At 60.2% G+C, this 22,378-nt stretch carries 22 protein-coding genes, 1 tRNA gene and 1 pseudogene; 8 read left to right on the top strand and 16 right to left on the bottom strand.

What is annotated here, in order from left to right; translation table 11 throughout:
- Positions 1-114 precede the first annotated feature (114 nt).
- Entirely contained in the window at positions 115-1,419 is a 1,305-nt protein-coding gene (gene purB / locus ETW23_RS10605; RefSeq protein ID WP_129371056.1) for an adenylosuccinate lyase, read from the bottom strand.
- 86 nt (positions 1,420-1,505) lie between these two features.
- Between purB and ETW23_RS10600 the strand changes: the two genes are divergently transcribed.
- Positions 1,506-1,844 carry a hypothetical protein gene (locus tag ETW23_RS10600; RefSeq protein ID WP_129371055.1) on the top strand — a complete coding sequence of 113 codons (339 nt, stop codon included), beginning with the start codon at positions 1,506-1,508 and terminating at the stop codon, positions 1,842-1,844.
- A gap of 156 nt (positions 1,845-2,000) precedes the next feature.
- Here the strand turns inward: ETW23_RS10600 and ETW23_RS10595 are convergent, their stop codons facing one another.
- On the bottom strand, positions 2,001-3,236 hold the full coding sequence (locus ETW23_RS10595; protein WP_129371054.1) for a bifunctional alpha/beta hydrolase/OsmC family protein: 1,236 nt from the start codon (positions 3,234-3,236) through the stop codon (positions 2,001-2,003).
- 95 nt (positions 3,237-3,331) lie between these two features.
- Here ETW23_RS10595 and ETW23_RS10590 point away from each other — a divergent pair, with 95 nt between their 5' ends.
- Positions 3,332-3,880, top strand: a complete 549-nt coding sequence (locus ETW23_RS10590) for an NUDIX hydrolase (RefSeq protein WP_134829965.1) — start codon at positions 3,332-3,334, stop codon at positions 3,878-3,880.
- A 54-nt stretch (positions 3,881-3,934) separates the two neighbouring features.
- On the opposite strand, the gene dddP is transcribed toward ETW23_RS10590, so the two are convergent.
- The 6 genes and pseudogenes from dddP to ETW23_RS10560 all read right to left on the bottom strand — a co-directional run bounded on the left by dddP (position 3,935) and on the right by ETW23_RS10560 (position 10,725).
- Positions 3,935-5,278: a dimethylsulfonioproprionate lyase DddP gene (gene dddP / locus ETW23_RS10585; RefSeq protein WP_134829964.1), complete on the bottom strand. Its 1,344-nt coding sequence runs from the start codon at positions 5,276-5,278 to the stop codon at positions 3,935-3,937.
- Between the two features lie 169 nt (positions 5,279-5,447).
- Positions 5,448-6,551, bottom strand: a complete 1,104-nt coding sequence (locus ETW23_RS10580; RefSeq protein WP_134829963.1) for a hypothetical protein — start codon at positions 6,549-6,551, stop codon at positions 5,448-5,450.
- Positions 6,552-6,617: 66 nt separating this feature from the next.
- Positions 6,618-7,412, bottom strand: a complete 795-nt coding sequence (locus ETW23_RS10575; protein ID WP_129371049.1) for a lytic transglycosylase domain-containing protein — start codon at positions 7,410-7,412, stop codon at positions 6,618-6,620.
- Between the two features lie 92 nt (positions 7,413-7,504).
- Positions 7,505-8,752, bottom strand: a complete 1,248-nt coding sequence (locus ETW23_RS10570) for an Hsp70 family protein (protein WP_134829962.1) — start codon at positions 8,750-8,752, stop codon at positions 7,505-7,507.
- 183 nt (positions 8,753-8,935) lie between these two features.
- Positions 8,936-10,341 (bottom strand): annotated as a pseudogene (gene glnA / locus ETW23_RS10565) (type I glutamate--ammonia ligase).
- Positions 10,342-10,386: 45 nt separating this feature from the next.
- Complete coding sequence (locus tag ETW23_RS10560) at positions 10,387-10,725, bottom strand: P-II family nitrogen regulator (protein ID WP_008554830.1); 339 nt, start codon at positions 10,723-10,725, stop codon at positions 10,387-10,389.
- Positions 10,726-10,895: 170 nt separating this feature from the next.
- Between ETW23_RS10560 and ETW23_RS10555 the strand changes: the two genes are divergently transcribed.
- The gene (locus tag ETW23_RS10555) at positions 10,896-12,560 is read left to right on the top strand and encodes an NAD(P)H-hydrate dehydratase (protein WP_134829961.1); all 1,665 of its coding nucleotides are present in this window, start codon (positions 10,896-10,898) and stop codon (positions 12,558-12,560) included.
- Between the two features lie 9 nt (positions 12,561-12,569).
- On the opposite strand, the gene ETW23_RS10550 is transcribed toward ETW23_RS10555, so the two are convergent.
- Positions 12,570-13,097, bottom strand: a complete 528-nt coding sequence (locus tag ETW23_RS10550) for a Hint domain-containing protein (RefSeq protein WP_129371045.1) — start codon at positions 13,095-13,097, stop codon at positions 12,570-12,572.
- A gap of 215 nt (positions 13,098-13,312) precedes the next feature.
- On the opposite strand from ETW23_RS10550, the gene ETW23_RS10545 reads away from it, so the two are divergent.
- Positions 13,313-13,396: transfer RNA gene (locus tag ETW23_RS10545), tRNA-Leu, on the top strand.
- Between the two features lie 279 nt (positions 13,397-13,675).
- Here ETW23_RS10545 and ETW23_RS10540 read toward each other — a convergent pair.
- Positions 13,676-14,356: an autoinducer binding domain-containing protein gene (locus ETW23_RS10540; RefSeq protein ID WP_134829960.1), complete on the bottom strand. Its 681-nt coding sequence runs from the start codon at positions 14,354-14,356 to the stop codon at positions 13,676-13,678.
- Positions 14,357-14,559: 203 nt separating this feature from the next.
- Between ETW23_RS10540 and ETW23_RS10535 the strand changes: the two genes are divergently transcribed.
- The 4 genes from ETW23_RS10535 (at position 14,560) to tig (ending at position 18,621) form a co-directional block, all read left to right on the top strand.
- Entirely contained in the window at positions 14,560-15,228 is a 669-nt protein-coding gene (locus tag ETW23_RS10535) for an acyl-homoserine-lactone synthase (protein WP_134829959.1), read from the top strand.
- Entirely contained in the window at positions 15,225-15,557 is a 333-nt protein-coding gene (locus ETW23_RS10530; protein ID WP_134829958.1) for a hypothetical protein, read from the top strand. The genes ETW23_RS10535 and ETW23_RS10530 overlap by 4 nt, the downstream gene beginning before the upstream one ends.
- 417 nt (positions 15,558-15,974) lie before the next feature.
- Positions 15,975-17,093 (top strand): porin, encoded by a 1,119-nt coding sequence (locus ETW23_RS10525; protein WP_134829957.1) that lies wholly within the window; start codon positions 15,975-15,977, stop codon positions 17,091-17,093.
- Positions 17,094-17,289: 196 nt separating this feature from the next.
- Entirely contained in the window at positions 17,290-18,621 is a 1,332-nt protein-coding gene (gene tig, locus ETW23_RS10520) for a trigger factor (protein WP_129371040.1), read from the top strand.
- 65 nt (positions 18,622-18,686) lie between these two features.
- Here tig and ETW23_RS25915 read toward each other — a convergent pair whose 3' ends face one another.
- The 6 genes from ETW23_RS25915 to rpsR all read right to left on the bottom strand — a co-directional run bounded on the left by ETW23_RS25915 (position 18,687) and on the right by rpsR (position 22,358).
- Entirely contained in the window at positions 18,687-18,884 is a 198-nt protein-coding gene (locus ETW23_RS25915; RefSeq protein ID WP_254695191.1) for a hypothetical protein, read from the bottom strand.
- A complete protein-coding gene (locus ETW23_RS10515; RefSeq protein WP_254695190.1) occupies positions 18,869-19,369 on the bottom strand; it encodes a hypothetical protein in 501 nt (166 codons plus the stop codon). Before ETW23_RS10515 ends, ETW23_RS25915 begins: the two co-directional genes overlap by 16 nt.
- Entirely contained in the window at positions 19,366-19,812 is a 447-nt protein-coding gene (locus ETW23_RS10510) for a hypothetical protein (RefSeq protein ID WP_134829956.1), read from the bottom strand. The genes ETW23_RS10515 and ETW23_RS10510 overlap by 4 nt, the downstream gene beginning before the upstream one ends.
- Before the next feature lie 162 nt (positions 19,813-19,974).
- On the bottom strand, positions 19,975-20,445 hold the full coding sequence (locus tag ETW23_RS10505; protein WP_134829955.1) for a transglycosylase SLT domain-containing protein: 471 nt from the start codon (positions 20,443-20,445) through the stop codon (positions 19,975-19,977).
- A gap of 1,061 nt (positions 20,446-21,506) precedes the next feature.
- Entirely contained in the window at positions 21,507-22,118 is a 612-nt protein-coding gene (gene rplI / locus ETW23_RS10495) for a 50S ribosomal protein L9 (protein ID WP_129371035.1), read from the bottom strand.
- Positions 22,119-22,130: 12 nt separating this feature from the next.
- Positions 22,131-22,358, bottom strand: a complete 228-nt coding sequence (rpsR, locus tag ETW23_RS10490; RefSeq protein WP_005852865.1) for a 30S ribosomal protein S18 — start codon at positions 22,356-22,358, stop codon at positions 22,131-22,133.
- Positions 22,359-22,378: the final 20 nt, after the last annotated feature.

Here is a 22,378-nt window from a genome sequence, read left to right as displayed (position 1 = left end):
CGGGTGATTAAGGACGTTTGTGCATTCGTAAAACTTGTAGCACGCCTTTCATGAATGCTGAATGAAAAGCGCCCCGCCAAGGGCGGGGCGCAGATGCTCGCAAGCGGTTGCAGCTTATTCGCCGAACACTCGGCGGAAGATCGTATCGACATGTTTGGTGTGATAGCCCATGTCGAACTTCTCGTTGATCGCCTCTTCGCCGAGCGCCGCAACCACATCGGCATCCGCCAGCAGCAATTCACGGAAATCAACACGGTCTTCCCAGACTTTCAAGGCGTTACGCTGCACCATGGAATAGGCATCTTCGCGGCTGACGCCTGCCTGGGTCAACGCCAGAAGAACGCGTTGCGACATCACCAGGCCGGGGTATTTGTTCATGTTGTCCAGCATGTTTTCCGGGAACACCAGCATCTTGTCGACAACACCGGCCAGGCGGTTCAGCGCGAAGTCGAGGGTGACGGTCGCATCCGGGCCGATGCCGCGCTCGACCGAGGAGTGCGAGATGTCCCGCTCGTGCCAGAGCGCCACGTTCTCCATCGCCGGGATCACGGTCATGCGGACCAGGCGCGCCAGGCCGGTGAGGTTCTCGGTCAGAACCGGGTTTTTCTTGTGCGGCATCGCCGAAGAGCCTTTCTGGCCCATCGAGAAGAATTCGGCACCCTCCAGCACCTCGGTGCGCTGCATGTGGCGGATTTCCACGGCAACGTTTTCGATCGACGACGCAATGACGCCGAGGGTGGCAAAGAACATCGCGTGGCGGTCGCGCGGGATCACCTGGGTCGAGATCGGCTCAGGCCGCAGGCCCAGCTGCTCGCAGACGTGATCCTCAACCGCCGGATCGACATTGGCAAAAGTGCCGACCGCGCCGGAGATTGCGCCGGTGGCGACTTCCCAGCGGGCTTTTTCCAGGCGGTTCTTGTTGCGGTCCATCTCGGCATAGAAACGGGCAAAGGTCAGGCCCATGGTGGTGGGCTCGGCGTGGATGCCGTGGCTGCGGCCGACGCGCACGGTGTTCTTATGCTCCAGCGCACGTTTCTTCAGCGCCGCCAGCAGCTTGTCCATGCCATCCAGCAGAATATCGGCAGCACGCACCAGCTGCACGTTCAGGCAAGTGTCCAGCACATCCGAGGAAGTCATGCCCTGATGCACAAAACGGGCTTCCTCAGCGCCGACATGCTCAGCCAGGTGGGTGAGGAAGGCGATGACGTCATGTTTGGTGACAGCTTCAATCTCGTCAATGCGGGCGACGTCGAATTCGACGTCCTTGGCTTTCCACACGGCGTCAGCGTTTTCGCGCGGGATCACGCCGAGGTTGGCCATGGCTTCGCAGGCATGGGCCTCGATCTCGTACCAGATCTTGAATTTGGTTTCGGGCGACCAGATGGCGACCATTTCAGGGCGGGCATAGCGCGGGATCATGGGCGAAAGCACCTTTATGTGATTGTGCAGCAGATGCCGGGCCTATTAGATCAGGTAAGGCGTGACAGCAAGGCTGGGAGACGGACATGAGGCACATTGCCCTGATGATTGCGGTATCATTGACCGTTTCGCCGCTTGCGGCGGCGGAATGGCGGGCGTTGAGCGCAGAGGACGTGCAGGCAGCATTGGAAGGGCGCAAGCTGACCTATGGCAGCGGCGCCTGGCAGGAATTCCGGGCGTCGGGACGGACGTTGTACAATGCCGGTCATGACAGCTGGGGATACTGGGGCGTGCGGGACGGCAAATACTGCTCCACCTGGCCGCCGTCGGACCTGTGGGCCTGTTTTGTTCTGGAAAGCGATGGAACGGCATTGCGGTTTGTGGATGAAAGCGGTGACATCACTACTGGCCGCTACTCTGAATAACGGCAAGGGCGGTCTCCCGCCTGCGCTGCGGCCTTCAGGCGAAGGCCTGCCGCAGTTGGGCCCGGCGCCGCGCCAAGGCGCGGCGCCGGGCCCAAGGCCGCTGCCGTTGCAGGTTTCCTGCAGGGGCCGGGCACGGGAGATCCGGGAGTATTGAAGTTACGCGGTAGCCGCCTGGGGTGTGGTCTCCAGATGCGTCACCACCTTGGCGCCGCTCTCCAATGTCCGGTGCACCGGGCATCTGTCTGCAATCTCCATCAGCTTGGCCCGCTGTTCCCCGCTCAAAGGGCCGCAAAGGTGGATCACACGGGTGAACTGATCGATTTTGGCGGGTCCCGTCGGCTGAGCATCCTGAGCATGCACCTTGTCATGGCTGACATCGACGCTGATCCCCTCCAACGGCCAGCCCTTGCGGCGGGCATACATCCGCAGCGTCATCGAGGTGCAGGCGCCCAGCCCCGCCGCCACGAAGCCGTAAGGCGACATGCCGCGATTGGTGCCGCCATAGGCCAATGGCTCATCTGCAAAGGTGTGGTGATAGGGACCGGATTGCACATCCTGCAGGAATCCCTCCGGGTCGGCCTCGGTCACCCGCAGGATGCCTTCGGGGGCACCGGGCGGCGGCGCGGGCGGGGCCATTCTGACATAGCGCCCGGCCCAGGCGGCAATCACCTCGGCGGCATATTCCGCATCCGCAGCACGGGTGATCAGGTGATCGGCATCATCCAGGGTGACAAAGCTTTTGGGGTGTTTGGCCGCGGTAAAGATCGAGGCGGCATTGTCGATGCTTACTGTTTCATCCCGCGGGGCATGCAGCACCAGCAGTGCAGCCTTGAGGCCGGTAATTGCAGGCTCCAGCGCTTCGGCGTTGATATCGTCGACGAATTCCCTGCCAATGACAAAAGGCCGCCCGCCCAGGCAGACTTCAGCACGGCCTTTGGCTTCAATCTCGGGCAAGGCAGCGTCGAAGTGGTGCGAGACATGGCCGGGATCAAACGGCGCGCCCAGTGTCACCACGCCTTTGACAGACGGGATGCCTGCCCGTGCCCGCAGCACCGCCGCGCCGCCCAGCGAATGGCCGATAAGCAAAGAAGGCGCCATGCCGCGCGAGGCCAAATACTGCGCCGCCATGATCAGATCCGCGACATTGGAGCTGAAGGAGGTGTTTTCGAATTCCCCTTCGGAATGCCCCAAACCGGTAAAGTCGAACCGCAGCACCGCGATCCCCATCGCCGCCAGCCGTCCGGCAATCCGCCGCGCGGCCGGAATATCCTTGGAGCAGGTAAAGCAATGAGCAAACAGCGCCGTTGCAAGCACCGGTCCCTCAGGCAGGTCGAGGCGGGCAGCAAGGGTGTTTCCGGCATGGCCGGGAAAGGAGATGCGTTCAGCGGGCATGGGCGTGGCCTTTGTTGGGTGTTCCGTTTAGATTGAGCGCTCGTTGGCACAGGAACAAGGCGGCGGCCCGCAACGTCACGTGAAGGTGAAGGCAGATGAGTGCATTAAGTCTGGCCGGAATTGGCATTTACACGCCGCAAACGGCACGCGACATGGAAATGTGGCGGCAGTTGCGGTCCTTTTGCGAAAGTGAACCTCAGGCCTTTGGCCGCAACCCTGAGACAGGTCATGTTACCGGTTCCGCCTTTGTGCTGTCACCGGACATGAAATGCGTTCTGCTGACCCATCACCGGAAGCTGGATCGCTGGTTGCAGTTGGGCGGCCATTGCGACGGCATTGCCGATGCGGCTTTCGTGGCGTTGAAAGAAGCCTATGAGGAAAGCGGGCTGCCGCGGATCAAGCCGCTGTCTGATCAGGTGTTTGATGTGGACATTCACGCAATCCCGGAAAATGCGCAGGACTGCGAGCATCTGCATTATGACGTTCGGTACTTGTTTCAAGCAGAGGCAGGGGATTTTGCGGTGAGCGGGGAATCCCATGCACTGGCCTGGGTGCCGCTGAACCGGCTGCATGAGGTGACGGAGACGCCCGGTGTACTGGTGCTGCGTGAAAAGCTCGCGCTGTTCTTAAGCGGAGGCGCCTGACGGCGCCGCAGGATATCCCGGCCCCACCTGTACAGGCGGGGCCAGCGGTTCAGGTCAGCTGTTGCCCATCAGTTCCTTGTCGAACGGATATTTGGTCAGGTTCTCGTAGCCGTCTTCGGTGATCAGCACCTGATCTTCCAGCTTAATCGAGAAATCGCCGCCCTCGGGGGAGATCAGCGCCTCGACACACAGCACCATGCCCGGTTCCAGGTCATAGTCAAAGGCGCCCTCGACCATCTGGTCCGGATAAGCAACCAGCGGCCATTCATCGCACAGGCCGACGCCATGCATCATGCAGCCGTATTTCTGCTTTTGGAACTGCGGATCCAACAGATGGCAGCCGCGCGACAGGTCCTGGATGTTCACGCCGGGTTTCAGCATCTCCATATTCTGGCGGATGTGTTCCACCCCGTGCTGCATGGCATAGACCATATCGGCGCGCGGCTTCTGATCGCCGATCCACCAACTGCGGGAGATGTCGATGCAGATCCCGTAGGAGCCGACAAGATCGGTGTCGAAACTGATCATCTCGTTGTTCTGGATGATGCGGGGGCCGCATTCCTGGAACCACGGGTTGGTGCGCGGGCCGGAGGCCAGCAGACGGGTTTCGATCCACTCGCCGCCGCGGCGGATGTTTTCCGCGTGCAGCACCGCCCAGACGTCGTCTTCCGAGATATTGCCGCCGGGCACATTTTCACGGGCGAACTTCTCCATCTCCGCCACAGCGGTTTCGCAGGCGTGATGGGCGCAGCGCATCGCCAGGATCTCGTCCGGGCCTTTCACCGCGCGGCATTTTTCGGTCAGCTCTTCGCCGGGGAGGATCTCCAGGCCTTGCGCCTCCAGCGCGCGCAGCCCGTGCAGCATGACCTTGTCCACTGCCAGGCGCTTGTTACTGCCGCTGTGTTCCTCCAGCAGTTTGCGGACCTCATTGGAGAACACATCCGCTGCCACATCCACCTTGTCGCCGCGGTCGAAATAAAACAGGTCGGCGCCAGCGCGCTGTTCGCGCACTAGAGGGTTGAATTCGCTGAGAAACGGCGACTGTTTGTAATCCCACAGCACCATATAGCCGTCAGCGCAGATCAGCAGGGCGCGGAACGGGTTGTGAGTGTTCCACAGCTGCATGTTGGTGCTGTCGGTGGCATAGCGGATGTTCAGCGGGTCAAACACCAGAAGGCCGGCATAGCCACGGTCGTTGATGAAACGGGTCAACCGCTCCCAGCGGAATTTGCGCATTGCCTGCAAATCGGGCAGCTGCAACCCGGCTTCGGCCCATTCGCCAAAAGCCAGCTGGGTCGGTCCGATCTCAACCCGGTCGTTGTTGTTCGGGGTGTTGTCGCCCAGATTGGCGCCGCGGGTTGGATCAATCTTGCGGATGTCGCGGTAATGCTCGTTCATGCGTGGCCTCCGTCGCTGCACAGGTTTGTCCAATGTGCAGCCGTCTACTGGCGGAAGCGCTGCAGAAAACGACGGGTTCTACAGTCGTTTCTGACCCTTGGGCATCGGACAATGTGAACCGTGAAGGGGGGCTTTATCAAACGTGGCGGCCCGTGTTCATACACAGGGCTTAAGGCACCAGCGGGCGGGCAGCCTGCACCATTCCGGCACTTTCCATATACAGCAGCAATGCTGTCAGAAGCATAAGATGGCTGATGAAACGCAAGCGGCGGGTGCCCGCAATGCTGAAAGCCGCAATCGCCGTCGACCTGAGTTGATGCGCCCAGCCGTGGTAGGGGCCTTGGGCCTGTTCCGGTTTGCGGGCCCTGGCCTGAGCGAGATCTGCTTTCTGGATTTCTTCTGGTTCGCTTTGGGTAAGCCTGACAGCTTGGAACGCCTGATCGCAGTGGGCATCAAGAGCCAGCGCAGCTTGATCAACCGGAGTGAAACATGCCCGGCCGCGCAGCCTGACAGGAGCGGGGCGTTCCCGCCGGGTTTCGGCTGGCTCGGGTGTGGCTTGCAGACTGTTTTCCGGATTGGGTTCGAACACGCTCAGGAACTGTTCGCACGTCAGCGCCACATCGGATTCGAGCCATTCAACCGAAGTTGCCTCAACAGCAGGAAGCAGCCGCCGCAGCATTTCGGCCAGAAACAGTTCCGAAATCTCCTGATCGCAATAATCGGGAAAGGCGGGCGTCAGCGAAAGTTCCAGCAGTGCCGCGGGCTGCAGCATCGCGTTTGTCAGCCGGCTGGCGCGCCGCAATGGAACCCTGCGCAACCGTACAGTCACCAGGTAATGGTCACATTGAATTTTGGCTGTATTTTCTGCCCGCGCCTCAATTGTTTCTGCCGGATGGCCGAAATCCTCGAGCGTGTCCACAACAGCCGAAACCGCTGCTGAAAGGGTCCCGGTATCGCGGGCCTCCAGTCCGAGCCTGCCTGTATACTGCACTTTTTCTGCCACCGTCCGGATCCTCCATTCAGGGTGCCGATAAAAGAAGGATAAAATTTGAACGAGTTGAAAGTGGGGCGGAAAACACGGCGTCCTGCGATACAGCGTGAACAGAGTTGCAGGAAACAGGGTGTTGTTGAAGCTCTTGTTTTTAATTGATTTAATTCGATGGGTTCGATTTGGATGGCTGGATTGCGGCCCAATTGCGGCGGCCGGCGGACACATTGATGCCCTAGAGCCTACAATGACGCGGGAATCATCTTCACTGTTCCTGGCGGTCAAGAAGGCAGCCGCAAAACAGCCAAAGGAGCGGGCAGAAACCTTGCCTGATATCTGCCTGGTTGCGGCTTAGCCGTCGATCTGCCGCCCCATGATTGCAAGCGATTGCTGATAAACAGTTGCGGCGTTCCATTGCTTCAGAACCCGGTAGTTCGGCTCGCCCTGCTGATATCCCTTGCCGGGCTTCCAGCCTTTTTGGCGCAGGTAATTGGCGGTGGAGGCCATCGCATCCCCCATATTGTAGAAATCCACCCGCCCGTTGCCGTCCCAGTCCACCCCGTATTGCAGCGCATTGCCGGGCAGGAACTGGGTATGGCCCAGCTCGCCGTGCTTGGCGCCCAGAGTGGCCGGGGTGATGGCGCCCTGATCCACCAGCTTCAGCGCCCCCAGCGCATGCGGACGGAAAAAATCGGAGCGGCGGCAATCATAGGTCAGCGTCACGATGGCGGAAACCACCTGGCTGTCGCCCATATAGTTGCCGAACGCGGTCTCCATCCCGTGGATTGCAATCAGAACGCCGGCGGGCACGCCGTACTTACGCTCAAGTGCGGCATAGAAGTCCGGGTTGCGCGCCTTTCGCTTGCGGCCCTGCGCCACGATGGTTGCCGAGCCGCGGATCTGCATGAATTTCTCCAGCGAGTATTTGAAGCTCTTCTGGTTGCGGTCAGCAGAAATGGTACGGCGGGCATATTGCGCGGCCGCAAGCGCCTGCAGCCCCGCCTTGCGCACACCTGCGCGCTTGGCCTCGTTCTGGAAGTCCCGCTTCCAGGCGTCAAACCCGGATGAGGTATTGCCGCAAGGCGCGGCCAGGGCAGGGGAAGCTAGCAGGGCGGAAATCAGGGCAGGGGCCAGCAGGCGGCGCATGAAAGAATCTTTCAAATGTGACTCGTAGCCTTCAGCCTAACGTGCTGGCCGCGCGTGTCTAACGGGAAAAGCCGTGCATGGTTCCCATTTACCTAAGCAAAGGCTGTTCCGGCGGCCAGGGCAAGCCCGTCCGCCACCGCTGTCATGGCATTTCCTGTTTCAACGCGGGCGTTTGGACAGATGCTGCGCATTTGCGCCTGAACCGCCCCCAGCAGCGAAGAGCCGCCGACCAGCACGATCCGGTCCACGCTGGCTGCAGGAAGACCGGCCTGCGCCAGAGTCTCGGCAGCGCAGGCCCCGATGGCAGCGGTCTGTTCTGCCAGTGTCTGGTTCATTTCTGCGGCGGGCAGCGGTACGGACAGGCCGCGCTGCAGCAGCTTAAGATCAATCGCCGCCGCGCCGCCTGCCGTGTTGGCCTGGATCTTGCCGCGCTCAACCGCAAAGGCCAGCTCGTGGCCGAGCTCATCTTCCAGCACGTCAACCAGCCGGGCCAGCCTGTCCGGCTCAACCGCATTGGCGGCCAGATCCTTGGCGGCGCGGCGGCTTTCCGGACTGTAAAGGAACGGGATCATTTGCCAGGTGGCCAGATCGTTGAACAACCGGTTCGGCGCAGGCAGGGTGCCGCCGCCAAAGCTGTTGCGGATCTGGCTGCCGCGCCCCAGCAGCGGCATGACACGGTGGATGCTCAGCTGCCGGTCAAAATCGGTGCCGCCCAGCCGCACCCCATGCGAGGCCAGGATGCGGGTGGCGCCGTTTGCGTCCTGTTCAAAGGCGGTGAAGTCTGAGGTGCCGCCGCCGATATCGACAATCAGCCCGCAGCCCGGCGCAGGTGCTGCAGCGCGCAGGGCGGCTTCCGGCTCATACAGGAACAGCACGTCCTGAAAACCTGCTTCCAGATAGCAGGCGCGCAGGTCCTTTTCGGCCTGGATATTGCGATCCTCGTCCTTGGAATGAAACCGTACCGGCCGGCCGGACAGAGCATGGGTGAATTCCATATGCGTCGCCGTCTCGGCCCGCTGCTTCATCTCGGCCAGAAAGCGGGCGATAAGGGTGCCGAAACTGATCCGCTCGCCGCCCAGCCGCCGTTCCTCATGCAGCAGCGGCGTGCCCAGCAGGCTTTTCAAGGCGCGCATGAAGCGCCCCTCGTCACCGTTGATCAGCGCCCGCGTGGCGCTGTGGCCGATCCGCATGCTGCGGCTGTCCTCGTCAAAGAACACAGCGGTGGGCAGGGTCTGCTCGCCAGGTTCCATCTCGACCAGCCAGGGCCGGCCGGCCACGGCAATCCCCGCCGCCGAATTGGAGGTGCCAAAATCGATACCAAGGGTGTTGGGGGCAGTCATGGAAAAGGCTCCTTTCACAGGCGGGAGCGGGCCGGGATACAGCAGCCGCAATACAAGAGCAAGAAAAAGCAGCACTGCCGCCAGAAGCGCCGGGCGGAGGATAAACCCGATCCACTGAGCGCGCTCATGGAACAGTAAAAGGGCGCCCCGAAGGACGCCCTTTCAAAGTCACGGCTGTGCAGCTTAGCAGCTGTAGTACATGCCGAATTCGACGGGATGGGGGTGTGCTCGTACTTATGCACTTCTTCCATTTTCAGCTCGATATAGCCGTCGATCTGATCTTTGGTGAACACGTCGCCCTGCAGCAGGAAGTCGTGGTCGGCGGCCAGCGCGTCAACCGCTTCGCGCAAGCTGCCGCAGACGGTCGGGATGCCTTCCAGCTCTTCGGCCGGCAGATCGTACAGGTTCTTGTCCATGGCTTCGCCGGGATCGATCTTGTTGCGGATGCCGTCCAGGCCGGCCATCAGCAGTGCTGCAAAGCACAGGTAGGGGTTTGCCGCCGGATCGGGGAAGCGGGCCTCGACGCGCTTGGCTTTCGGGCTTTCGGTCCACGGGATCCGCACGCAGCCGGAACGGTTGCGGGCAGAGTAGGCGCGCAGAACCGGGGCCTCAAAGCCCGGGATCAGGCGCTTGTAGGAGTTGGTGGACGGGTTGGTGAAGGCATTCAGGGTCTTGGAATGCTTCAGGATGCCGCCGATGAAATACAGCGCTTCCTGGCTGAGATCCGCGTATTTGTCGCCTGCAAACAGCGGCTTGCCGTCTTTCCAGATCGACATGTTCACGTGCATGCCGGAGCCGTTGTCGCCATAGATCGGCTTCGGCATGAAGGTTGCCGATTTGCCATAGGCGTGCGCCACGTTGTGGATCACGTATTTGTACTTCTGCAGCTCGTCGGCCTGTTTGGTCAGGCTGTCAAAGATCAGGCCCAGCTCGTGCTGGCAGGAGGCAACCTCGTGGTGGTGCTTGTCGACCTTCATGCCCAGACGCTTCATGGTCGAGAGCATTTCCGAACGCAGATCCTGCGCTTCGTCGGTCGGGTTGACCGGGAAGTAACCGCCCTTCAGGCCCGGGCGGTGGCCCATGTTGCCCATCTCAAACTCGGCGTCGGTGTTCCAGGAGCCGTCGGTTGCGTCGACCTCATAGGACACCTTGTTGATGGTGTTGGAGTAACGCACGTCGTCGAACAGGAAGAATTCCGCTTCGGGGCCCATATAGGCCACATCGCCGATGCCGGAGGACTTCAGGTAGGCTTCTGCCTTCTGGGCGGTGCCGCGCGGGTCGCGCTCATAGGCTTCGCCGGTGTCGGGCTCAACAATCGAGCAATGGATGCAGAGGGTTTTCTCGGCATAAAACGGATCGATATAGGCGGACGTGGTGTCGGCCATCAGTTTCATGTCGGAGTTTTCAATCGACTTCCAGCCGGCGATCGAGGAGCCGTCGAACATGAAGCCTTCTTCGAGGAAGTCTTCGTCGACCAGGTCCACATCCACGGTCACGTGCTGCAGGCGGCCGCGCACGTCGGTGAAACGGATGTCGACATAGGCGACGTCGTCTTCACGGAGAGTCTTGAGAACTGCGTCTACGCTCATTCCCTTAGTCCTTCTTTAGAGATGTCTTGGAGATTTGCTGTTAACTTACAATGCGTCCGGGCCGGTTTCGCCGGTGCGGATGCGAATGGCTTGTTCGACGGGCGAGACAAAAATCTTGCCGTCGCCGATCTTGTCGGTCTTGGCGGCATCGACGATGGCCTCGATCGCCTGGTCGACCTGATCGTCGTCCAGCACCACTTCGACCTTCACCTTGGGCAGGAAGTCGACCACATATTCAGCACCGCGGTACAGCTCGGTGTGGCCCTTCTGACGGCCAAAGCCTTTGACCTCGATCACTGAAAGGCCTTGCACGCCGACGTCCTGCAACGCTTCCTTCACCTCATCCAGTTTAAAAGGCTTGATGATGGCTTCGATCTTTTTCATCGGAATGGCTCCTCGCAAGCTTGTTGAGGGTGTCATTTCACTTCTAAATGAAGGCAGCAATGCGCGAGGCTGCAGCTGCGGCAATTGTGGCCAGGATTTGATCGTAACCGCCTAAAAATTAAGCACTGCGCCCAAGGATTGCGCAAAATTGAATCGGGAAAGAAGACGAAATGACCGAACTGCTGACCGCTGCCCAGATGCGGGCCATCGAACAGGCTGCCATCGCAACCGGCGAAGTGACAGGCCTTGAACTGATGGAGCGGGCCGGTCAGGGGGTGGTAGAGGCCATCTTTGAGGAGTGGCCGGAACTTGCGGAGCCTGTTGAAAGCGGGCGAGGGGCCGGCCCCTCGCACTCCCCGGAGTATTTGGAGAAAGATGAAAAACTGCTGCGGACCGTGGTGCTGTGCGGGCCTGGCAAAAATGGCGGCGATGGGTTTGTGGTCGCCCGGTTGCTGAAGGAGCGCGGCTGGGACGTGGAGGTGTTTCTGTATGGAGACCCGGACAAGCTGCCGCCGGACGCGAAGGTGAATTATGAGCGTTTGGCTGTGGGCACTGTACAGCCGTGGAGTATGGAAGCTGTAGGTAACGCGGAAGGGAGCCTTTTCGTGGATGCAATTTTTGGCTCCGGATTGTCGCGTGCACCGGACAGTTCTGTCCTTGAGCCGCTGACCAAACTATACACCGAGGGCAGAACTTTGAACCGGATGGTAGCGGTTGATGCGCCAACGGGTCTTTGCATGAACAGTGGCCGTGCTTTGTGCCTGGAATATGGTGGTAACTGGAGCTGGCTTACAGTCACTTTCCATAGACCCCGTATTGGGCATTTCGTTGACGATGGGCCGGGTTATTGCGGGAGCCTGCGCACTGTAGATATTGGGCTGGCCGGGTTTGAAGCCAGGAAGGGCTTTCTGGCCAAGCAAGATGATTTCCCTGGAATGAATGAGTGCGGCGGGACGAGCGGCGAGGGTTTTGTAAACCTCGTAGATCACCGGCGGTCAGATTTACTGCCCAAAAATAGAGAAGAGCACAAGTATTCCCACGGCCACGCCCTCGTCCTCTCCGGCGGCCATGGCAAAACCGGCGCCGCGCGGCTGGCCGCCCGCGGAGCCTTGCGGATCGGGGCCGGGCTGGTCACTGTCGGCTCACCGCGCTCGGCGATGTTTGAAAATGCTGCCAATCTCACCGCCATCATGCTGCGCCAGATCGACGGAGCACATGGGCTGGTGGAGCTGATGGAAGACGAACGGCTCAGCGCTATTTGCCTTGGTCCCGGTATGGGGCGCGGCGCGGATACGCAGGCGATGGTGTTCGCCACATTGAAGGAAAAACGGGCAACCGTGCTGGATGCAGATGCGCTTACCCGGTTCGAGATGAAGCCGGAGGTGCTGTTTGAGGCTTTGCATGAAGACTGTGTGATCACCCCGCATGGAGGCGAATTTGCCAGGCTGTTCCCGGACCTCGCGGAAAAGCTGAATGCGCCTGCCGTCGCAGGCCCGGCCTATTCCAAGGTCGATGCGACCCGGGATGCGGCAAAACGCGCGGGCTGCGTGGTGCTGTTCAAGGGGCCGGATACGGTGATTGCCGCGCCGGACGGGCGCTGCTCGGTCAACTCAGCCCATTACGAGCGTTCCGCGCCCTGGCTGGCCACCGCCGGGTCGGGCGATGTGCTGGCAGGCTTCATCACCGGGCTGATGGCGCGCGGGTTCTCTCCAATGCAGGCAGCCGAAACTGCCGCCTATGTCCATGTGGAATGCGCACTTGAATTCGGCCCCGGACTGATTGCCGAGGACCTGCCAGAGCAGATCCCCGCGGTGTTCCGCAGGCTGGGGCTGTAACGCTCCGGCTCAGGCTGCCGGGCGCAGATCTTCGTCCGGTGCGGCGGCCGCGGCCAGTTCCAACCCGCCTGCATAAATCACATGCGGGCGGGAAAACTCCAGGATCGTCAGATCCATCATCTGCAGACCCAGATCACGGATGAATTCGCCATCCACCAGCTCATAGGCCGGCACCACTGCCTGCGGCTGGCCGAACATTGCCTTGGCACGCCAATCACGGACAAGGATCCGCTGGTCCCAAGGGACGGTCAGGTCGCTGTCTGCGCGGGTGTCGCCAAGCGATCCGGCAGAAATGCATACGGCTTGCAGCATGGCGCGGCGGGTGCGGACCGCTTCTACCCGGGCCATGCCCTGGGTGCGGGTGATGAGGCTGCCGCCTGCTTTAACCTCTTCCGCTGCGCGCTCGCCCTCGCGGGTCAGTACCAGGGTGCCGCGCAGCAGGCTGATGTTCTGGCTGCCCTGATACAGGCGCCGGGGCTGTGCTTGGCCGCGCATCGCCAATTGCGCGCGCAATGCCGCATTACCAAACGGTTTCATGTTGTTACTCGCTCTGTCTGCCTCAGACTTTTTTGTGAATCTATGCCAGAACCGGATTCCAGGCCCAGCCTTTTCCGGCGAAAGCCTGTTCATTGTTGCAATTATGCGGACGGATTGTTGCTGTTTTGCACATGGCGCCCGAGGACGCGTTTTCCGCTCGCATCCGCCGCTGTCCTTTGATAGTCACCGCGTCACACAAAGCATATTGTGTGCGTGCGGGTGTGGCGGAATTGGTAGACGCACCAGATTTAGGTTCTGGCGCCTATGGCGTGGGGGTTCGAGTCCCTTCACCCGCACCAATTTGATTTTACAGATGAATTTTTACAAACTTAGCGCGCCGAGTGTTCTGCGCTATGTTTTATACCCTTGAATTTATTCTTACTATGTTCCGGTGCGGCTGGGCCGTCTTGGATAGCTGCTTTTGCTTGGTCTGTTCTCATCACAGCGGGCGGCAGGATCGACCCCAAGGTGCTGGATCCTGCGATATGCGAGAACGGCAGCTTTGGTGAAATCCTGGAAATCTGCATTGTTCGTTTTGAAGCGGTCTCCGGATCTTTTATTGAGTCCGATCAACAGGTTCAGGGCGGCTCTACCCCAAACAGGTTGCGCTCTTTGGCCAGATAGGCGAGGCGCGCGGTGGACTTGCAGCCGAACTTTTGCCGCATCCGCAGAAAGCTGGTTTTCACTGCTGATAGAGAAAGCGCGAACTGCTCGGCGATCTCATCATAAGACATTTCCTGCTGGATATGCAGACGCAGCATCTCCAGTTCTTTCCCGGAAAGGGAGGGGGGTGGAAGCAGCGAGTCAAAAAACTCCGTGACAACCATGCTCAGCCTGCGCATCTCGGTATCCGAAAGCTCCCTGTCCTGCCGGGAAACAAACACCATCGATCTTTTTGATCCCGTCAAAGCCGCAAAAGCAGCGCCAAACACCAAACCGTACCGCTGAGACTTTTCGAGTATCTGCAGAGGATCGGGCAGCTGAATGGCCGACCAGCGTATGGCGCCTTCGTTCTTCAGCGCCCAATTGAAGACAGGGTCATGAAGGAAGTAGTTTTCCCGGTCATACTGTTCCTTCCATTTTTCGTGGAAGGAACATTCAAAGTGCTCATACCCCATGATTGAAAAGTTGACCATGAGGGTGAAACCCGTGATGCTTACTTCGTTGATCGCGGACCTGCAGGCCGAAAAAGCCTCGGCAATCTTCGTGCTGTTTGCTCCGTCCGAGGGCAGATTCGTTGTAATTACAGATTTTGGCATCTCAATCTTCCACCCCGAATGACTTGCGACTTAAGTCTCTCTGCCGGCAACCTCGGTTGCCTTACCCGCAACCTAGGTCGCATTTGATGTGACCAGAGTTGCAAATAGAATGCAACAGCCAGGTAGTTGTAGACAACCGGGAATCTACCTTTAGGTGTAATTTCTGAGCAGGGAAGGTCGAAACCTGTACTGGAGATACATTTATGCAAAACGGATACGCCAGGAGCGAAGCCAAGGCCGGAACGGGTATTGAAACTATGGTTGTCCGGTTTGATCCGGTGCGGCTGCCAAAATCCCTGAGAAGTCCCGATCAGGATGTACTGGATGCCTTTATGTCGTTGCGCAAGAGCGTGTTTGCGGAAGGCAAAAACTGGCGCGTGTGGCTGTCCTGCCGAAGCGATCTGGATCAGTACGACCATCTGGACGCCTATTACATTATCGCATTTGATCCTGCCACAGGCGAAGCGCTGGCCGGCGCGAGGCTGCTGCGCACAGATCGCGGGGGCCGCCATCCTAGCAGATCCGAAATGACTTACATGGTGCGTGATGCGGTCCGCGGCATGCTTCCAGGGCTGCCCACGGACCTGTGTGATGAAGAGCCGCCGTGCGATCCCGCGGTCTGGGAACTCACCAGGTTTGCATCGAATGGTGCCGCGGGTGCAGGGCAGCTGGTGCTGCAGCGGCTGCGGTCATTCCTGCAGGAGCTGGGCGGAGAACGTTTTGTGTTTCTGTCTCCGCCGGTTGTCGCACGGCTTGCCAAGTCCTCAGGCTTTGCAAATGTCGTCCCGCTTGGCCCGCTAAGGGGCGATCAAAACGGCAAGTACCGCGTTTATTCTGCCGATGTGCCCCAGCCAAGAAGCAGCGAAGCGTGAAGAGCTTTCTGTTTTTTCGCAGACAGCACAGCCTCGACGGCACTCATGGCCTCAGACGGAAATCCGAGCACTCCCGCATGTCAAAATTAAACACTCAGCAAAGTATTTCCGACTGGCGTATCCTGTCCGAGCTTCAGGGCATCCCGCGGGCGTCTCAATTCGTCATGATGGGCGGCGAAGTCAGACTGGTGCGCGGGGAACAGACAGCTGCGCCTGAAAGCCGGTGGTCTGTTCAGCTGCACGGGTTTTCCGCACGCGGCGCCACATTGCGCGATGCGCTGGACAGCTGGATAGTGATAGCCGGGCTAAGCCCCTTCGGCTTGCCATAAGCGCTGGCCCGGCCTTCTAGGTGCATCTGGGCGCAGGTTGGAAGTTCTGATCCTTGCGGGACCCGGCGCACTGAAATGCCCCGGTTGTCCGGGGCATTTTTTGCCGGACTCCGCCGCGCTGTCCTGTGCAAAAATGATTGCAGTTTTGAGCGTATGCGCAGGGTTGCAGAAATTGCATACCCCCTCTGAGCCTGGCGATTGGGTGAAAGTGATCTTCTTCACCTAACACATTGTTCATAGGCGGTTTCCTGCAGGCTGAAAGTTGCCGTAGGCGAAATTTCGCCTATTCATTTCTCCTGGTACCGGGATGAATTTTCAACCCTGAAGGGGCGGAAAAACGCGTGATAGCTCCTAGCGCAAGCGGCGGTCTCAGGGATGGAGAGGCATGCTGCTGACGGAACAGGAGACCTGAAGAAAATGAGCATTAAATTTGCAGCGAGCGCAGGTGCGGCCACTTTGGCAGCAGCGCTTGCAGCCCCGGCATTTGCGGGCCCGACTTACACCAATGACACCGGCGGCAGCTTCCGCTGGTACGGGCAATTCAACCCGTCGTTCCAGTCTTTTGACGACGGGCAGGAAGACTTTAACCGCCTGGTGGACAACGCGGCGTCAAATTCGCGCATCGGCTTTGAACTTGAGCAGGCCTATGGCGAAAACACTCTGCGGTTCCGCTTCGAGACTGCCTTTGGCTTTCGCGGCTCCGACGGGGTCAGCCAGCTGACCACCGGCGACAACATCAGCTGGGACCGCACCAACATCCGCCATGTTGATTTCCAGTTCGACACTGCCAGCTATGGCCGCTTCTCGGCAGGTCAGGGTTCGATGGCAACCGACGGCATTACCGGCGCGGATTTCTCGGGCACCGGCCTTGGCGCCTCCAACTCTGTTGCCGACTCCGCGGGCGGCTATGCTTTCCGCACCACCGGCGGCGCTCTCAGCGGTGTGGATATCGGCGATGCCTTCACCGATCTGGACGGCGGCCGTCTGGGCCGGGTCCGCTATGACACCCCGGAACTTGCGGGTTTCACCTTGTCCACCTCTTACGGCACTGACGTGCTGAAGGACGCAAACGACCGCGAAAGCTATGACGTGGCGGTGCGTTGGGCCAATGACGACGCGGCAGGTTTTGCCATCGACAGCGGCATCGGCGCCTCCTGGACTGAAGAAACCGGCAAGGCCGACCAGCGCGATATCTCCGGCTCCTTCGCAGTGCTGCACAAGGCAACCGGCCTGTCGCTGAACCTGGCTGCGGGCGAGCGCGACATTGCGGGCACCTATGCCTATGCAAAGCTGGGTTATAAGGCGGATCTGATCGCGGCGGGTTCCACCGCGTTCTCGGTTGATTACTACGATGGTTCGGACATGGTGACCGCCGGTGACAGCGCCGAGTCCTGGGGCATTGCCGCGGTCCAGAAGATCGACGCTTACAATGTCGAAACCTATCTGGCCTACCGTGACTATTCCTATGCTGATACCAGCGCCGCCACCTATCAGGATGCCAATGTGATCCTGGCCGGTGCCCGCTGGAAGTTCTGAACCTTCCTCCCTCGGTTGCAGAACGGAAAACACGCCCCTTTGCGGGCGTGTTTTTCTGTTGTGCAGCCCGGAAATCCGCGGGATTGCGCGGTAAACCGGCAATGCCTCTTGCGCCGGGGCGCCGGGGGAAATAGAAGACCGCAAATTGTCTGGGGGCGCCTGTGCGCACGCGCCCCGAATCTCTATGGGGTATAGGATGCAGGTCACCGAGACGCTGAACGAAGGTCTGAAACGCGGCTACGCCATCACCGTCACGGCTGCCGAGCTGGACGCGAAGGTCAACGACAAGCTCGTCGAAGCACAGCCGGAAGTCGAAATGAAAGGTTTCCGCAAGGGCAAGGTGCCGATGGCACTGCTGAAAAAGCAGTTCGGCCAGCGCCTGATCGGCGAAGCCATGCAGGAAGCCGTTGACGGCGCCATGAACCAGCACTTTGAGGACAGCGGCGACCGTCCGGCGCAGCAGCCCGACGTGAAAATGACCAACGAAGACTGGAAAGAAGGCGACGACGTCAATGTCGAGCTGGCCTATGAGGCGCTGCCGGAAATCCCCGAGGTCGACTTCTCCGGTGTTGAGCTGGAAAAGCTGGTTGTGAAGGCAGAAGAAGAAGCCGTCACCGAAGCGCTGACCAACCTGGCAGACACTGCCAAGGAATTCGAAGCCCGCGAAGACGGTGCGGCTGCGGAAGACGGCGACCAGGTTGTGATCGACTTCGTCGGCCGGATCGACGGCGAAGCCTTTGAAGGCGGCGCAGGCGACGACTACCCGCTGGCTCTGGGGTCCAACTCCTTTATCCCTGGCTTTGAAGAGCAGCTGATCGGCTCCAAAGCCGGTGAAGAAAAAGACGTGACCGTGTCTTTCCCGGAAGAATACGGCGCCGAGCATCTGGCAGGCAAAGAAGCGGTGTTCTCCTGCACCGTGAAAGAGGTGAAAGCCCCGAAAGCGGCCGAGATCAACGACGAACTGGCCACCAAATTCGGCGCTGACGATCTGGATGCGCTGAAAGCCCAGATCACCGAGCGTCTGGAAGCCGAATATGCCGGTGCAGCACGTGCCGTGATGAAGCGTGCGCTGCTGGACCAGCTGGACACTCTGGTCTCCTTTGACCTGCCGCCGTCGCTGGTCGAGGCCGAAGCCAAGCAGATCGCACATCAGCTGTGGCACGAGGACAACCCGGAAGTCGAAGGCCACGATCACCCCGAGATCGAAACCACCGACGAGCACAACACCCTGGCCGAGCGCCGCGTGCGCCTGGGCCTGCTGCTGGCCGAGCTGGGCCAGAAAGCCGAAGTCGAAGTGACCGACGCCGAAATGACCCAGGCGATCATGGCGCAGGCGCGTCAGTATCCGGGCCAGGAACGCCAGTTCTTTGAATTCATCCAGCAGAACGCCCAGATGCAGCAGCAGCTGCGCGCGCCGCTGTTTGAAGACAAGGTTGTCGACCACATCGTCGAGCAGGCGAAGGTTACGGAGAAAGAAGTCTCCAAGGACGATCTGCAGAAAGCTGTCGAGGCGCTGGACGAGGAGTAATCCTCTCAGCCGACCGCGTTTCGGAAAGGCCGCCTTTGGGGCGGCCTTTTTCGTTGCGGCCGGCCTTACAGAACAACCCGGTCCTGCAGCCAAAACAAGGACGGATAGGCGGCCAGCCAGATCCAGAAGAACCGGTTCAGCCCGAACAGGCAGGCATTGGCCAGATGGAACAGCGCGGCGGTGAACAGCGCCAGCACCAATGCCTCGCGGCTGAACAGGGCCAGCGGAAACAGCACCTCGAACGACATCACGGCCCAGCCCATGGCCCACAGCAGCCGCGGACGGTCCGCCAGCCCGCGCAGGTCCTCGCTGACCGGGTAGGCGGAGAAGCGGAAAACGTCCTGAAGCGCGCGGCCGGAACGCCACTCGGGTTCACGATCTTCACCTGGCCGGAAATGAAGTAGCAAATCACCAGCTGCCCGGCGAGATAGGCGAATGCGTATTCCTGCCACTGTTCGGAGGGCAGCCAGCGGGCTGCAGTGAGGCAGCAAAGAACCAGAAGGCTCATCTTGTCGCTGCCGCCGTTATACGGGCCTTGGAAGCGCTGCAGGATCATGAGGCCAAGTCCGAGCAGTCCCAGCAGCATCCAAGGCGTGGCAATGCCGAACAGCAGGAACCCGGACAATACCAGGCGGTGCCCGTAAATCACTTGTTCATTCCGGAAGCCCGCCAGATGTTCGGCGCTTTGCTGCAGAAAAGCGAGCGCCAGCAGGATCTCGGTCATGCGCAAGGCCATCTCCAGGCTCATGCAAATGCCTTCCCGGCAATCAGAAACGGGTCGGATAGGTAGGTGACAGCCTTGACCAGCTGGCCATCCTCGGCACGGTCGGTAAAAACCAGCCGGAACTGCAGATAGGGCAGCCGGGCAGCGGGCGGCAATGTGCGCTCCAGCTCGGCGGTGATGCGGCGCAGGATTTCCTGCTGGCTGTGGCCGGATGGCGCCAGCGTCAGCCGTTCCGCGCAGCTGACCAGGAACAGGTTTTCGTTCCAGCGCGGGTTCCACAGCATCCGGCAGGCCATTTCCCAGGGCGCCAGGTGCTGCGGGCGCGGCCGGAATTCATGCCATTGGGCTGGCGTGCTGGCGGCATTGGCAAGCATGGCCCATTCCACCCGCGGCGACGGGTCCACCGATTTGAAGAAACGCCAGGACGGCATCAATGCGGGCAGCAAGAGGTTCAGCAAGGACAGCATGGCGCCAGTAAAACGGAGGACCGTTAGAATTCTGCTAAAATTCCCGCTGTTTACAGCGCAAATCTCCCGCCCGTCCTTGATGCCTTTCTGCGAAAAGCACCGCGTCCCGTTGGGCCGGGCAGCGCCCCGCCGGGCGCTGCGGCCGCCTGCGGCGCCTGGAGATCAGGGGCGCAGGCCGGTTTCCTTGAGCATGCCGCGGCGCTTGGCCTCGTGGTAATAGCCGCGCGAGTAATGTTTGACTGCCTGGTCCTGGCTGCCGTCGGAGATCAGCCAGGCGCCGCGCAGATATTTCACGGAAAATTGCAGGTTGGTGTCCGCATCCAGCAGGTCCTGGGGCTTGCCTCTGAACCCCATCGAGCGCGCGGTGGCAGGAAGGATCTGCAGCAACCCGTAATAGGGCCGGTTCACCGCATGGGGCCGGTGAGTGCTTTCGCGCACAGCCAGCCGATGCACCAGGCTGCGCGGCACCTCGTAATGATCGGCCCAATAATTGATCTTTTGCCGCAGTTCGGGCGTTTCATTGGGGTAGAGCGGCGGCGTGTGCCGTACCGGCTTGGGCGGTGAGGCCGTGCCTGCGCAAGCCGCCAGACTTGCGGCGGCAAAAAAGGAAATCAAAAGGTTCCGGCGCGTCATGCAGCCTCCGAAAATAGGGTGTTTACACCCAGCTTAACTGCGTCGCAGCAGGCTGCAACGGCGCCCTGCCGCCGCGATGCCGCAACCGGCAGGGAACCGCCAATCCGGCAGAGGTTCTACGGCGCAACCAAGCCTGCGCTGAACACTCCCGACTGGATCAAACTTTAATGATTAGACATTTGTTAAATATGGTTTCCTACTACATATTGAGTATGCGCATTGAGGCAGAAACAACCCTCAGGGCAGTTAGCCCCTCACGCCTGTGGGGCTGCTGACCAAATCGGGCAGAGGGGGCCGCGGCTGTTTCCCAACTTTTCCGCGGTCCCTATAAGCGCCGGGTTCTACCTGAAACACCCGTTCACCCCAGTTGACGCACGCCGCGCCGGTCGCCGGATGGCCGCGGTTCTTCCTGCTGTTGGTGTTCGCCAAGTGCAGGCTAGGCTAAACTCATTGCCAACCGCGCCGTCTGCCGCTCCGAATGCCCTGCGGATGACAGCGCCTGCATCAGGTTTTGCTTTGCCCGGCGTCTTGCCGTCGTTCAGCGCCAACCAGGCGGCGCTGGAACAGGTTCGCGCCAAACCGGGCAGCATCAGGCCCGCGCACAGGTGTGCGTCGTTGCTGCGATCTACAGAATCTTGACCTGTCAGCCTGGCGGCATTCCAGAGCATGTCCCGCCGGACCGGGATCTGTCCTGAGAAGGGGGCTGCCCAGCAGACCCCGAAGGCGCGAATAGCCCGTTTCCAGGTTTGATCATCCCCTGCGGCACCGGGTCGGAAATCGCCTCGGTTTTGAAGACCGGCGTGTCGAACCTGTGCCCGCGCAGCAGCCGGAACAACAGCCGGCGGCGCAAGGCAAGCTCCTCTTGCTCCAATGATTTTTCCATATCACGGCCCCGTTTTTATCCTTCTCCCGGCACCATCCTGCCAAAGGAAGGCAAACGGGAGGTTTATGGGGGAGGTGTATGTTCCTACAACTTAGGACATCTTTTCAAACTGTTAAGGTAAAAAAGAAAAGGCCGCTCAATCGAGCGGCCTTTTCCCTGTTTCGCTGATCCGGTTGGATCAGTTGGTTTCTTCGCCAGCGGCGTCAGCAACCGGCGCGTCGTCGTCGTCAGACGCGGCGGAACCGATATCGTCGAACAGTTCCGAGATCTCGTACTCAGCAGCGGCTTCCTCTTCGGCGGCCAGCTCCTGGATCGATTTGCCGGATGCCTGCAGTTCGGCTTCTTCAACCGAGCGGGCAACGTTCAGATTGATGACGGCTTCGACTTCCGGGTGCAGGCGCACGGAGACAGAATGCAGGCCGAGGTATTTGATCGGAGCGATCAGGGCGACCTGTTTCTTGTCAACGGTGAAACCGTCCGCAGTTGCGGCATCGGCTGCATCGCGCGGCGTGACCGAGCCGTACAGCGCGCCCGCGTCCGATGCGGAGCGAATCACGATGAACTGCTGGCCGTCCAGCTTTGCTGCCAGAGCTTCGGCTTCTTTTTTGGTTTCCAGGTTGCGCGCTTCGAGCTGCGCTTTCTGGTCCTCAAAAGAGGCGATGTTGGCCTCAGAGGCGGTTTTCGCCTTGCCCTGCGGCAGCAGGAAGTTGCGGGCGAACCCGGGCTTCACGTCGACGACGTCGCCCATCTGGCCCAGCTTTGCAACGCGCTCAAGAAGGATAACTTGCATGTGCTTATCTCCTTACTTCACGGCGTAGGGCAGCAGGGCGAGGAAGCGGGCGCGCTTGATAGCACGGGCCAGCTCACGCTGCTTCTTGGCCGAAACGGCGGTGATGCGCGACGGTACGATCTTGCCGCGCTCGGAAATGTAGCGCTGCAGAAGACGGGTGTCTTTGTAGTCGATCGCCGGTGCGTTGTCGCCCGAGAAGGGGCACACTTTGCGGCGGCGGAAAAACGGTTTGGCTGCCATGGTTTAGCGTCCTTTTCTCA

Origin of the sequence: Leisingera sp. NJS201 (assembly GCF_004535885.1) — a bacterium.
In the GTDB taxonomy this organism is placed as follows: Bacteria; Pseudomonadota; Alphaproteobacteria; order Rhodobacterales; family Rhodobacteraceae; genus Leisingera.
The sequence above is the reverse complement of the archived record's forward strand: the minus strand, read 5'-3'. Positions and strand labels throughout refer to the sequence as shown.

Bases quoted from the DNA above. Each gene is read 5' to 3' on its own strand.
- rplI (WP_129371035.1), bottom strand. From the start codon at position 22,118: ATGCAAGTTATCCTTCTTGAGCGCGTTGCAAAGCTGGGCCAGATGGGC.
- ETW23_RS10590 (WP_134829965.1), top strand. From the start codon at position 3,332: ATGAGTGCATTAAGTCTGGCCGGAATTGGCATTTACACGCCGCAAACG.
- ETW23_RS10555 (WP_134829961.1), top strand. From the start codon at position 10,896: ATGACCGAACTGCTGACCGCTGCCCAGATGCGGGCCATCGAACAGGCT.
- purB (WP_129371056.1), bottom strand. From the start codon at position 1,419: ATGATCCCGCGCTATGCCCGCCCTGAAATGGTCGCCATCTGGTCGCCC.
- ETW23_RS10505 (WP_134829955.1), bottom strand. From the start codon at position 20,445: ATGACGCGCCGGAACCTTTTGATTTCCTTTTTTGCCGCCGCAAGTCTG.
- dddP (WP_134829964.1), bottom strand. From the start codon at position 5,278: ATGAACGAGCATTACCGCGACATCCGCAAGATTGATCCAACCCGCGGC.
- ETW23_RS25915 (WP_254695191.1), bottom strand. From the start codon at position 18,884: ATGGGCTGGGCCGTGATGTCGTTCGAGGTGCTGTTTCCGCTGGCCCTG.
- ETW23_RS10595 (WP_129371054.1), bottom strand. From the start codon at position 3,236: ATGCCCGCTGAACGCATCTCCTTTCCCGGCCATGCCGGAAACACCCTT.
- ETW23_RS10515 (WP_254695190.1), bottom strand. From the start codon at position 19,369: ATGAGCCTGGAGATGGCCTTGCGCATGACCGAGATCCTGCTGGCGCTC.
- tig (WP_129371040.1), top strand. From the start codon at position 17,290: ATGCAGGTCACCGAGACGCTGAACGAAGGTCTGAAACGCGGCTACGCC.
- ETW23_RS10600 (WP_129371055.1), top strand. From the start codon at position 1,506: ATGAGGCACATTGCCCTGATGATTGCGGTATCATTGACCGTTTCGCCG.
- ETW23_RS10560 (WP_008554830.1), bottom strand. From the start codon at position 10,725: ATGAAAAAGATCGAAGCCATCATCAAGCCTTTTAAACTGGATGAGGTG.
- ETW23_RS10535 (WP_134829959.1), top strand. From the start codon at position 14,560: ATGCAAAACGGATACGCCAGGAGCGAAGCCAAGGCCGGAACGGGTATT.
- ETW23_RS10525 (WP_134829957.1), top strand. From the start codon at position 15,975: ATGAGCATTAAATTTGCAGCGAGCGCAGGTGCGGCCACTTTGGCAGCA.
- ETW23_RS10570 (WP_134829962.1), bottom strand. From the start codon at position 8,752: ATGACTGCCCCCAACACCCTTGGTATCGATTTTGGCACCTCCAATTCG.
- ETW23_RS10540 (WP_134829960.1), bottom strand. From the start codon at position 14,356: ATGCCAAAATCTGTAATTACAACGAATCTGCCCTCGGACGGAGCAAAC.
- ETW23_RS10575 (WP_129371049.1), bottom strand. From the start codon at position 7,412: ATGCGCCGCCTGCTGGCCCCTGCCCTGATTTCCGCCCTGCTAGCTTCC.
- rpsR (WP_005852865.1), bottom strand. From the start codon at position 22,358: ATGGCAGCCAAACCGTTTTTCCGCCGCCGCAAAGTGTGCCCCTTCTCG.
- ETW23_RS10550 (WP_129371045.1), bottom strand. From the start codon at position 13,097: ATGAAACCGTTTGGTAATGCGGCATTGCGCGCGCAATTGGCGATGCGC.
- ETW23_RS10510 (WP_134829956.1), bottom strand. From the start codon at position 19,812: ATGCTGTCCTTGCTGAACCTCTTGCTGCCCGCATTGATGCCGTCCTGG.